This window comes from Actinosynnema sp. NPDC004786, from assembly GCF_053601135.1.
The window spans coordinates 118240-128989 of sequence record NZ_JBSGBG010000024.1; the positions used below are offsets into that span (position 1 = coordinate 118240).

The 10750-nt window shown below is 74.8% G+C and carries 12 protein-coding genes; 8 read left to right on the forward strand and 4 right to left on the reverse strand.

Annotated features, from left to right (window positions below; translation table 11 throughout):
* Positions 1–49: 49 nt before the first annotated feature.
* The 4 genes from ACWEFJ_RS22500 (at position 50) to ACWEFJ_RS22515 (ending at position 3517) form a co-directional block, all read left to right on the forward strand.
* Entirely contained in the window at positions 50–1768 is a 1719-nt protein-coding gene (locus ACWEFJ_RS22500; protein ID WP_449714918.1) for an aminotransferase class V-fold PLP-dependent enzyme, read from the forward strand.
* A gap of 248 nt (positions 1769–2016) precedes the next feature.
* Positions 2017–2886: a S1 family peptidase gene (locus ACWEFJ_RS22505; RefSeq protein WP_449714919.1), complete on the forward strand. Its 870-nt coding sequence runs from the start codon at positions 2017–2019 to the stop codon at positions 2884–2886.
* A gap of 27 nt (positions 2887–2913) precedes the next feature.
* On the forward strand, positions 2914–3312 hold the full coding sequence (locus ACWEFJ_RS22510) for a hypothetical protein (RefSeq protein WP_449714920.1): 399 nt from the start codon (positions 2914–2916) through the stop codon (positions 3310–3312).
* Between the two features lie 28 nt (positions 3313–3340).
* Positions 3341–3517 carry a hypothetical protein gene (locus ACWEFJ_RS22515; RefSeq protein ID WP_449714921.1) on the forward strand — a complete coding sequence of 59 codons (177 nt, stop codon included), beginning with the start codon at positions 3341–3343 and terminating at the stop codon, positions 3515–3517.
* Between the two features lie 92 nt (positions 3518–3609).
* Here ACWEFJ_RS22515 and ACWEFJ_RS22520 read toward each other — a convergent pair whose 3' ends face one another.
* Positions 3610–4602 (reverse strand): pyridoxal-phosphate dependent enzyme, encoded by a 993-nt coding sequence (locus tag ACWEFJ_RS22520; protein ID WP_449714922.1) that lies wholly within the window; start codon positions 4600–4602, stop codon positions 3610–3612.
* 23 nt (positions 4603–4625) lie between these two features.
* Entirely contained in the window at positions 4626–5669 is a 1044-nt protein-coding gene (gene srmL / locus ACWEFJ_RS22525) for a PheS-related mystery ligase SrmL (RefSeq protein WP_449714923.1), read from the reverse strand.
* A 184-nt stretch (positions 5670–5853) separates the two neighbouring features.
* On the opposite strand from srmL, the gene ACWEFJ_RS22530 reads away from it, so the two are divergent.
* The 3 genes from ACWEFJ_RS22530 to cobM are packed head-to-tail and all read left to right on the forward strand — an operon-like array spanning position 5854 to position 8146.
* The gene (locus ACWEFJ_RS22530; protein WP_378093465.1) at positions 5854–6246 is read left to right on the forward strand and encodes a pyridoxamine 5'-phosphate oxidase family protein; all 393 of its coding nucleotides are present in this window, start codon (positions 5854–5856) and stop codon (positions 6244–6246) included.
* Entirely contained in the window at positions 6243–7406 is a 1164-nt protein-coding gene (cbiE, locus tag ACWEFJ_RS22535; protein ID WP_449714924.1) for a precorrin-6y C5,15-methyltransferase (decarboxylating) subunit CbiE, read from the forward strand. The genes ACWEFJ_RS22530 and cbiE overlap by 4 nt, the downstream gene beginning before the upstream one ends.
* On the forward strand, positions 7403–8146 hold the full coding sequence (cobM, locus tag ACWEFJ_RS22540; protein ID WP_449714925.1) for a precorrin-4 C(11)-methyltransferase: 744 nt from the start codon (positions 7403–7405) through the stop codon (positions 8144–8146). The genes cbiE and cobM overlap by 4 nt, the downstream gene beginning before the upstream one ends.
* Before the next feature lie 2 nt (positions 8147–8148).
* On the opposite strand, the gene ACWEFJ_RS22545 is transcribed toward cobM, so the two are convergent.
* Positions 8149–9207, reverse strand: a complete 1059-nt coding sequence (locus ACWEFJ_RS22545) for a cobalt-precorrin-5B (C(1))-methyltransferase (protein ID WP_378093459.1) — start codon at positions 9205–9207, stop codon at positions 8149–8151.
* Positions 9208–9227: 20 nt separating this feature from the next.
* Here ACWEFJ_RS22545 and ACWEFJ_RS22550 point away from each other — a divergent pair, with 20 nt between their 5' ends.
* The gene (locus ACWEFJ_RS22550) at positions 9228–9935 is read left to right on the forward strand and encodes a cobalt-precorrin-6A reductase (RefSeq protein ID WP_378093457.1); all 708 of its coding nucleotides are present in this window, start codon (positions 9228–9230) and stop codon (positions 9933–9935) included.
* Here ACWEFJ_RS22550 and cobJ read toward each other — a convergent pair.
* A partial coding sequence (gene cobJ / locus ACWEFJ_RS22555; protein WP_449714926.1) for a precorrin-3B C(17)-methyltransferase occupies positions 9910–10750 on the reverse strand: 841 nt, incomplete at its 5' end. The genes ACWEFJ_RS22550 and cobJ overlap by 26 nt on opposite strands.

Here is a 10750-nt window from a genome sequence, read left to right on the forward strand (position 1 = left end):
GACGCGGTGGGAGGTGCGGTAGGTGGTCACGCGGTGGAAGGTGCGGTAGGTGGTCACGCGCATCCCGTCGTCCTACCTGGTCCAGTTCCGCGAGCCGGAGGGGTACCTGGACTTCGCCCGGTTCGGGCCGCCGTCGTTCGCGGTGGTCGACGCCTCCACGCGGCTGGCGGAGGCGTCCGCGTCGGCCGGTCCGTCCACCGTGGACGACCTCATGCGGCAGGAGCTGCGGGCGAAGGCGGCGGTGGCCCGGCTGTGCCGGGGCGACACCGACCACGTGGCGCTGCTGCCGAACACGAGCACCGGGCTGTTCCAGGCGGCGCTGGGCGTGACCGGCGAGGTGCTGGTGTCGGCGGGGGAGTTCCCGGCGAACACCTACCCGTGGGCCCGGTCGCCGTCGGTGGACGTGTCGTGGCTGCCCGCCGGCCCGGTGACGGCGGACGTGGTGCGGGAGGCGGTGACGCCGGCGACCGCGGCGCTGTCGGTGAGCGCGGTGGACTTCCGCACCGGGTACCGGGCCGACCTGGCGGCGCTGCGCGAGGTGGTCGGCGACCGGTTGCTGGTCGTGGACGGCATCCAGGGCTTCGGGGTCGTGGACGAGCCGTGGGAGGTCGCCGACGTGCTGGTGGTCGGCGGGCAGAAGTGGCTGCGGGCGGGGTGGTCGACCGGGTTCCTGGTGTTGTCCGACCGGGCGCTGGAGAGGCTGGAGCCGGTGCTGTCGGGGTGGACGGGGGCGCAGGACCCCGGGTTGTTCGACAACGCCGTTCACCCGGTGGGGGAGGGGGCGGCGGGGTGGTCGATCACGAACCTGAGCCCGGTGGCGGCGGGGGCGTTGGCGGCGGCGTTGGAGCTGGTCGAACTGGCCGGCGTGGAGGCGATCCAGGCCAGGGTCGTGGACCGGGTCGACGAACTGGCCGAGGTGGTGCGGTCGGCCGGCGGCGGGATCGTCTCCGCGGTGGAGCGCCGGGCGGGCATCCTGGCGTTCACCCTGCCCGACCACCCGCCGTCGGTGATCGGGGCGGCGCTGGCGGACGCGGGCGTGACGGCCACCGTGCGGCCGGAGCACGTCCGCCTGTCGCCGCACGCCTCCACCACGCCGGAGACCACCGCCCGGTTCGCCGCCGCGTTGCGGGAGCTGCGCAAGCCGGCCGGCGCCGCGGTGGGCGCGCCGGCGGGTGCGGTGACCCCGGACGTGCTCGCCGCCCTCGTCCCGACGGTGAACAGCCTCGCCGGGGTGTTGGGGCCGGGCACCGAGGTCGTCCTGCACGACCTGGCGGCGCTGCCGAACTCGATCATCGCCATCGCGGGCGACCTCACCGGCCGCGAGGTCGGCGGCCCGATGACCGACCTGCTGCTCGGCCTGGTGCGCCGGGGCACCACGCAGGACCTGGCGGGCTACGAGACCTACGCGCCGGACGGCCGGGTGATCCACTCGTCCACCGTGTTCCTGCGGGACGCGGAGGGCGTCGCGGTCGGCTGCCTGTGCGTGAACAGCGACCCCGGCCCGAACCGGCGACCGGGCGGCGCGGTGTCGGCGGTCGAGGCGTTCCCCGGTGACGTGGACACCCTCCAGCGGCTCCTGGTCGAACGCGCCGTCACCGCCGTCGGCGTGCCCGTGGAGCTGATGAAGAAGTCGCACAAGTCGGAGGTGGTGCGGGTGCTGGACGAGGCCGGCCTGTTCCTCATCCGCGATTCCGTCGACTACCTGGCGGGCGTGCTCGGCGTGACCCGGTACACGATTTACAACTACCTCAACGAAATCAGGGCCTGACCGCCCGCCGGTCCCGCCGCACGACGGCTCCGTCCCGCCGGCGGGACCGAGCCGTTCCCGAACCCTTGAGCCCTCGCCGCGGCCGGTAGTAGTGTCCGGTCCCGGTCGCCGGCCGGACAACGGTTTCCGGCGACCGCGGGGGGCTCGGCAATCTCCGTTCCGCACACCGGCGCGTGACTCGACGCGCCCGGTCGGTGCCGCCTGCCCTTCCACTGCTCGACATCACGCCAAGCAGCCCAGGAGCAAGCATGGCATTGCGTTCCCGATTCGCCGCCATCGCGGCCACCCTGTTAACGGTCACGACGGTCGGCGCGCTCCCGGCCGGAGCCGACGACACCGCGGCCGGGTTGTACGTCGACGAGCAAGACCTGAATTCCCTCAGCACGGTGGTCCACCGGAACGGCGCGGAGTTCGCCGGTTCCTGGTACGACCACGACGCGAAGCGCTTCGTCGTCGCGGTCGCCGACGGGGCCGACCCGGCGAAGGCGCGCGACCGGGTGACCGGCGTGGCCCGGTCCCGCAGATCGCCCGACGCGGGCATCCGGCTGGAGTTCGAGTCACGACCCCGGTCGTTGACCGCGCTCCAGGACGCCCTGGCCAAGGTCGACGCCGTCCTCCAGGCCCCGGACGCCGCCCGCCGGGCCACCGTCAGCAGCTGGTACGTCGACCAGCGGCAGGGCAAGGTCGTCGTGCACGCCCGCGAGAACACCGCCGAACTGGCCGCGAGCCTGCGCCGCGAGGCCGGTGACGCGGTCGAGGTCGTCCGCGACGACACGACCTACCGCACGCTCGAGAAGAAGGAGACCACGTCCACGCCGCCCCGGGTGGTGCGGCTGCCCGACCCGAAGGCGGGACCGTCGGCCGGCGTGGCGGCGGCGGACGCGGCCAACCGCGTGCAGGACGGGTTCCCCTACTACACGGGCAACCGGATCATCCGCGTGGCGGGCAACAGCATCTCCCAGTGCAGCACCGCGGCGGTCAACTACCCGCAGACCCACGTGTACACGGCCGGGCACTGCTACCGGGTCGGCGAGGTGATCTACCAGGGCTACTTCGACGGCGGCACCAACACGGTGTACGTCACCGGCCAGGCCGGCACGGTGGAGTCCGTCCAGTGAGGCAACGGGCGGATCGACGCGGAGTCGTTGCGCACCAACCGGTACACCAACCGCCAGTGGCACGGCAGCGTCACCTTCCCGACGGACCTGTACCAGACCAAGGACACGTCCAACTACCTCGGCCTGCGGGTGTGCGGGAACGGTTCGGTCAGCGGCACGCAGTGCACCGGCGAGGTGTCCGCGACCAACGTCTGCATCTTCTACTCGGACGCGAACATCAACGTCTGCGGCCTCACCAAGGTCCGACCGCTGAACGGCGCGGACCTCAGCGACAACGGCGACAGCGGCGGCCCGGTCATCCTGGACTCCACCGGGACGGGCGCGCGGGTGGTCGGCATCATCTCCGGCGAGAGCAACGCGGGCGACATGGCCTACACGCCGATCTCCGCGGCGTGCGCCCAGGTGACCCCGTACACCTGCGATTAGCGGTGGGGCGGGGTGTAGCCCGCCCGGCGTGAGCAAGGTCAAGACCTCGTCGATGTGCGGGCTCTCCGCGCTGTTCGTCTTCTGCTCGGGCTCCGGGTGCAGGCCGGGGCCCGAGCAGGACGAGTGGAACCCGGTGCCACCGATCACCACTTCCGATCCGTCGATCACGGTGCCGACGGTGCCGTTGGTGAAGCCGACGCCGTGAGGGCGAGTCGGTGCTGTCCGGCTCGATGGGCGCGCTGCGGGTCCGATGAGGGTGGGTTGGGATCGGGTGGGCTGGGATTGGCTGAGGGTGTTTCAGGGGTGTAGTTGGTCGGTGTAGGGGGTGGGGTCGAGGTTGTGGTCCTGGAGCCAGGTTTGGTTCAGGTAGGTGTTGTGGTAGGGGGTTCCGCTGTCGGCGATGATGGTGGCGAAAGGGCCCGGTTCGCGCAGTGCGGTGGTCAGGTGGTGGATTCCCCACACGGCGGTGCCGGTGGAGGGGCCGGCGTTGACGTTCTGCCGGTGCAGCCAGTGCAGTGCGGCGACGGAGGCGGCGTCGGGGATGGGGATGACCAGGTCCACCACGCCCGGTTGGAAGCCCGGTTCGACGCGCGGGCGGCCGATGCCGGGGATGCGGGACGGCATCCCGGTTCCGTAGTCCGGTGCGCCGGAGGCCCAGGCGGGGAAGTAGGCGGAGTTCTCCGGGTCCACGACGGCCAGTTTGGTGTCCAGGCCCTCGCGGCGGATGTGGCGGCCGATGGCGGCCGAGGTGGCGCCCGTGCCGGCGCCCACGACGACCCAGCGCGGGGGTTCGGGGAGTTGGGCGAACAGTTCGTCGGCCAGGGTCGGTGGCCACGCGGCGACGGCCGGTTCGGCGTCGGTCAGGTGGTCGAGGAAGTGGGCTCCCCAGCCCTCGGCCAGGGTGTGGGCTTCGTGCTGCAGGGCGGCCGGGGGTTGGGTGGCCCGCCGCCAGCGGCCGCCCGCGTGGACGATCCGGTCCAGGACGGCCGGTGGGGTCCTGGCCGGGACCAGGGCGGTGAACGGCAGGTCCAGCAGGGTGGCGAAGCGGGCGGCGGCCAGGGCGACCGGGCCGGCGGTGGCCACGACGATGCCTGTGCCCTCGGTGATGCGGCCGCTCGCGATCGCGTGGCACAGCATCGCGGCGACCGTGCGGTCCTTGGTGCTGCCGGTGGGCAGGGCGGTCTCGTCCTTGAGGACGACGTCCGCCCCGCCCACCCGCAGGCCGCGCAGCGGCGTGGGCCGATGGCCCTCTCGCACCTGCCGGATCGCCTTGGCCGCCCACGCGCTCATGATCCGAACCTAATCCACCGGCCTCACCCCGCCGCACGCAGTGGCGCGTCGCCCTCGTGGACGGCGGCGTAGGCGGCGTCACGGGCGGCGTTGGCCTCGTCGTCGGTCAGGGTCCTGGTGGGGTGGCGCAGGACCAGCCGGACCAGCACGTTCCGCTGGTCGGGGCGCGCGCCGAGGCGGGCCACGGCCGCCGGCGGCAGGTCGGGCACCGGGGTCCCGCCCACCACGGCGACCTCCTCGACCAGGTCGCCCACGGCGGCGCGGACCAGGTCGCCGATGGTCTCGTCGTCGGCGTCCGGGCCGACCGCCACCGAGATGTCGCGGGTGACGGGCGGGTGCTTCGACACCGGCCGGTACGGCGTCAGGTCGAGCATCTGGTTGGCCACGCGGGGGTCGTCGGAGGACAGCAGGCGGATGTCCGGGACGCCCTTGCGCAGCATCAGCAGCCGGTCCAGGCCCAGTCCCAGCGCCAGGCCGTGCACGTGGTCGGGCAGCCACGCCCGGCGCAGCACGTGGCGGGCGGCCAGGCCGCACTCGGCCACCTCCAGCCACTCGCCGTCCACCAGCACGTCCACCTGTTTTCCCCCGGTCGTGTACGGGTGGGTCGCCGGGGTGGTCCGGTACCGCAGGCCCGGCACGGCGGCGGTGACGACGGCGTCGACCAGCTCGTCCAGGTCGGCCCGGTGGTGGGAGATCCGCCACACGTCGAGCTGGTGCGGCGTGCCCGAGTGCACCCGGTCCACGGCGTCGCGCCGGTAGACCATGCCGACGCACGCCAGCGTCACGTCGTCCCAGTCGTCCCGGGTCCCGAGCAGCCGCAGCGCGGGCGGCACCATGGCGGTGGTGTGGCTGCGCAGCATGCGGTTCGGGCCGGTGTAGCGCGTGTGGCGGGCGTCGCGGGTGATGGCGTCGGGCGGGTAGCCCAACGCGGTGTAGTTGTCGTCCACCGACACCTCCGGGTGATCGCGCAGCACGCGGACTTCACCCGGTAGGGCGGTCAGGATCTGGTCGAGCAGGAGTTGCACGGCGTGCGGCCCGTACGTGGGGTCGCTGAGGTCGCGGGGCATCGCGGTGGTCCCTTCGAGCGGTGGAAGCCGGACGGCTGGAGGTGTCCCCCGAGCCGGTCCGCCACCGGGACCGCGTGAACTAGCGCACGCCACACGCCCCGGCGACCGGGTCTCCCGGCCGGGGGCGGCTAAATCGGCGCGTCACGTTTTCCACCCTAGCCGGTGCGTGCCGCATGATGCACGCATGTTGTCGAGCAAGGGCGAGGACTTCCGCGCGTTCTGGACCGAGCGGCACCTGTGCACGCTGACCACGATCCGCCCGGACGGCACCCCGCACGTCGTGCCGGTCGGCGTCACGCTGGACGTGGAGACCGCCACCGCCCGGGTGATCACCTCGGGGACGTCGCACAAGGTGCGCCAAATCCTCGCGGCCGGCCCCGGTGGCGCGCCCGCCGCCGTGTGCCAAGTGGACGGACGCCGCTGGTCGACGCTGGAGGGCCGGGCGGTGGTCCGCCGCGAGCCGGAGGTGGTGCGGGACGCCGAGCGCCGCTACGCCGACCGCTACCGCACGCCCCGGCCGAACCCGGAGCGCGTGGTGATCGAGATCGCCGTCACGCGCGTGCTGGGGACGGTGTGAGCGTCACCGTCATCGGCATCGGGGCCGACGGCTGGGACGGCCTGCCGCCCGCGTCCCGGCACGCGGTCGAGTCCTGCGAGGTGCTGCTGGGCAGCGCCCGGCAGCTCGCCCTGGTGCCGGGCGACGTCGAACGGGTGCCGTGGCCGTCGCCGCTGGTCCCGGCGCTGCCGGGGCTGCTGGCCCGGTACGGGGGGCGTCGCGTGGGCGTGCTGGCCAGCGGCGACCCGATGTTCCACGGCATCGGCACCACCCTGGTCCGGCTGCTGGGCGCGGACCGGGTCCGCGTGGTCCCGCACCCGTCGTCGGTGTCGCTGGCGTGCGCCCGCCTCGGCTGGGCGCTGGACGACGTGGACGTGGTGAGCCTGGTCGGCAGGCCCGCCGCGCTGGTCGTGCCGCACCTGCACCCCGGGCGGCGCGTGCTGGTGCTCGGCGGCCGGCCGCGCGAGGTCGCCGCCCTGGCCCCGGACGCGCGGCTGACCGTGCTGGAGCAGCTCGGCGGGCCGGGGGAGCGGGTGCACCACTCGCTCGACGACGCCGACCCGCTGCACGTGCTCGCGGTCGAGTGCGGCGCGGACGGCGCGTCGCTGACCCCCGGCCGGCCCGACGAGTCCTACGAGCACGACGGCCAGCTGACCAAGCGCGAGGTCCGCGCGGTGACGTTGGCGCTGCTCGCGCCGCGCCCCGGCGAGCTGCTGTGGGACGTGGGCGCGGGCGCGGGCAGCATCGCCGTCGAGTGGTGCCGGACCCACCCGCGCTGCCGGGCCGTCGCCGTGGAGCGGGACCCGGAGCGGGCGGCGCGCGTCGGGCGCAACGCGACGGCGTTCGGCGTGCCCGGCATCGAGGTGGTCGTCGGCTCGTCGCCCGAGGCGCTGGACCTCGAACCGCCCGACGCCGTGTTCATCGGCGGGGGCCTCACCGCGCCCGGCGTGGTCGAGCGCTGCTGGGACGCGCTCAAGCCCGGCGGGCGGCTCGTCGCCAACGCCGTGACGCTGGAGTCCGAGGCCGTGCTGACGCGGTGGCGGGCCCGGCTCGGCGGCGACCTGACCCGGATCGAGGTCAGCCGGGCGACCGCGATCGGCGGCTTCACCGGCTGGCGCGCGCAGATGCCCGTGACCACGTGGGCCGTGACCAAAGAGCACACTGCTGGGGAGAACGCGTGACCGTCCACTTCATCGGCGCCGGGCCCGGCGCGGCCGACCTGCTCACCCTCCGGGCGGCGCGGATCATCGCCGCGTCACCGGTCTGCCTGTACGCGGGCGCGCTCGTGCCGGTCGAGGTCCTGGAGCACTGCCCGCCCGGGGCGCGCCTGGTCGACACGGCGAACCTCGACCTGGACGAGATCACCGCCGAGCTGTCCGCCGCGCACGCGGCCGGGCACGACGTGGCGCGGCTGCACTCGGGCGACCCGTCGGTGTTCAGCGCGATGGCCGAGCAGATGCGCCGGCTGGACGCGCTGGGCATCCCCTACGACGTGACGCCGGGCGTGCCCGCGTTCGCCGCGGCGGCCGCGTCCCTGCGCCGCGAGCTGACCGTGCCGGGCGTCGCGCAGACCGTGATCCTGACCCGCACGGCGGCCCGCGCCACGCCCATGCCCGAGGGCGAGGACCTGGCGACGCTGGGCCGGTCCGGGTCCACGCTCGTGCTGCACCTGGCCGTGCAGCGGATCTTGGGGGTGGTGGCCGACCTGCTGCCCAACTACGGCGCGGACTGCCCGGTCGCGGTGGTCGCGCGGGCCAGCCGCGAGGACGAGGTCGTGCTGCGCGGCACGCTCGCCGACATCGCCGACCAGGTGCTCGCGGCGGGCGTGAAGCGGACCGCGGTCATCGTCGTGGGCCGGGCGCTGGCCGCCGAGGGCTTCCCGGACAGCCACCTCTACTCCACCGCCCGCAGCCGACCGTGACGTCAGGCCCGGCCGACGACCGTCCCCGCGCGGTCGATCACGACGACGTCCACCGCGACCGGGGCGCCGCGCAGCACGCCGTCCGCCGTCGCCTTGGCCCTCGCCGCCACCAGGTCGCCCAGCGGCACGCCCGCCGCCTGGCACACCTGGAGCGCTCCCAGGGCCGTGTTCGCGTCGGCCACCGCCGAGGCGACCGCGGGATCGTCCACCAGGGACGCCAGGAAGCCCAGGTCGACCTGCGAGCGGCCCGAGTGCAGGTCGAGGTGGCCGTCCGCCAGCTTGGACAGCTTCCCGATGCCGCCCGCGATGGTCAGCCTCGGCACGGGGTGGCGGCGCAGGTACTTCAGCACCGCGCCGGCGAAGTCGCCCATGTCCAGCAACGCGTCCTCGGGCAGCCCGTGCAGCGCCGCCGCGACCTTCTCCGACGTGCTTCCGGTGCACCCGGCCACGTGCCGGTGGCCCTGGGCGCGGGCCACGTCGATGCCGCGCCGGATGCTGTCGATCCACGCCGAGCACGAGTAGGGGACGACGATCCCGGTCGTGCCGAGGATCGACAGCCCGCCCAGGATGCCCAGCCGGGGGTTCCACGTCCTGCGGGCCAGCTCCTCGCCGTGCTCCACCGAGACCGTCACGACCACGTCGCCGGCGCCGCCGTGCTCGGCCGCCACCCGCGCGACGTGCTCGCGCATCATCTGCCGCGGCACGGGGTTGATCGCGGGCTCCCCGACGGCCAGCGGCAGGCCGGGCTTGGTCACCGTGCCGACACCGGGCCCCGCCTCGAACACCACGCCGCTGCCCGGCGCGCCGTGCCGGACCGTCGCGCCGACCAGCGCGCCGTGCGTGACGTCCGGGTCGTCGCCCGCGTCCTTCACGATCGCGGCGAACGCGCGGTCGTCCGCCAGGGATTCCCGGGCCAGCGCGAACGTCGGCGTCTGGCCCTTCGGCAGCACGATCCCCACCGGGTCGGGGAACTCACCGGTGAGCAACGCCGTGTACGCCGCCGTGGTGGCGGCGGTGGCGCAGGCGCCGGTGGTCCAGCCGAAGCGCAGGTTCGTGCTCACGACGACAGGATGCAACAGCCGTGAAGACCGTGCTGGTACTGGGTGGCACGGGCGAGGCCCGCGCGCTCGCCGCCGCGCTCACCGGGATGAGGGTGATCTCGTCGCTGGCCGGCCGGGTGGCCGACCCGAAGCTGCCCGAGGGCGAGGTCCGCGTCGGCGGCTTCGGCGGGGTGGACGGGCTCGTGGCGTACCTGCGGGCCGAACGCGTGGACGCCGTCGTGGACGCCACGCACCCGTTCGCCGACCGCATCACCGCGAACGCCCTCGCCGCGACCACCGCGACCGGCACCCCGTTCCTGGTGCTGCGCCGCCCCGGCTGGCCGCCCGAGGAGGGCTGGCGGTACGTGGACAGCGTCGCCGAGGCCGCCGCGCTCGTCGCCGGCCGCCGGGCGCTCGTCACCACCGGGCGTCGGGGGCTGGCCGCGTTCACCGACGGCGTGGCGCGCACCGTCGACCCGCCCGACCCGCCGAACCCGCGGCTGGCGGTCGTGCTCGACCGCGGTCCGTACACAGTGGACGGCGAGCTGGCGCTCATGCGGGAGCACCGGGTCGAGGTCCTGGTCACCAAGGACAGCGGCGGGCCGATGACGGCCGCCAAGCTGGCGGCCGCCCGTCACCTCGGCATCCCGGTCGTGGTCGTGCGCCGACCCCCGCCACCGGACGCGCCGCTGGTGGAGACGGTCGCCGAGGCGGTCGACTGGCTCACGCGGGGTAGCGGCGCGGGGTGAACACCGTGCCGCGGGCGCTGACCCGGGTCTGCGAGGAGCCGACCAGCAGCAGGCACCGCATGTCCACCGCGGACGCGTCGAGGTCGGCCAGCCGCACCACCCGGACGGACTCCTCGGGGCCGCCGACGTCCCGGCCGACGATCACCGGCGTGTCGGGGGAGCGGTGCCGCAGCAGCGCGTCGCGGGCCTTGTCCACCTGCCACGTGCGGCTGCGCGACGCCGGGTTGTAGATCGCGAGCACGAGGTCGGCGGCGGCCGCCGCCTCCAGCCGCCGCTCGATCACCTCCCACGGCTTGAGCCGGTCCGACAGCGAGACCACGCAGTAGTCGTGGCCCAGCGGCGCGCCGACCCGGCTGGCCACCGCGTGGGCGGCCGTCACCCCCGGCAGGACGCGGACCGGCACGTCGGCGAACTGCGGGTCGGTGGCCACCTCCAGGACCGCGCCGGCCATCGCGAACACGCCCGGGTCGCCCGACGACACCACCGCGACCCGACGCCCGCGCTTGGCGAGGTCGAGCGCGAAGGCCGCCCGCTCGGCCTCCACCTTGTTGTCCGACGCGTGCCGCCGCTGGCGCGGGTCCACCGGCACGCGGTTCAGGTAGGTCACGTACCCGACCAACTCCTCGGCCGCCGCCAACGCCTCCCGCGCCTCCGGCGTCAACCACTGCGGCCCGGCCGGCCCGAGCCCGACCACCACCACCTCGCCGCCCGCTCCGGCCTGGCCGCCCGCTCCGGCCTGGCCGCCCGCTCCGGCCTGGCCGCCCGCTCCGGCCTGGCCGCCCGCTCCGGCCTGGCCGCCCGCTCCGGCCTGGCCG

What these genes read in the sequence shown, in the direction of transcription:
- ACWEFJ_RS22505 (WP_449714919.1), top strand. Translation starts at nt 2,017, where the DNA reads ATGGCATTGCGTTCCCGATTCGCCGCCATCGCGGCCACCCTGTTAACG.
- ACWEFJ_RS22520 (WP_449714922.1), bottom strand. Translation starts at nt 4,602, where the DNA reads ATGAGCGCGTGGGCGGCCAAGGCGATCCGGCAGGTGCGAGAGGGCCAT.
- srmL (WP_449714923.1), bottom strand. Translation starts at nt 5,669, where the DNA reads ATGCCCCGCGACCTCAGCGACCCCACGTACGGGCCGCACGCCGTGCAA.
- ACWEFJ_RS22530 (WP_378093465.1), top strand. Translation starts at nt 5,854, where the DNA reads ATGTTGTCGAGCAAGGGCGAGGACTTCCGCGCGTTCTGGACCGAGCGG.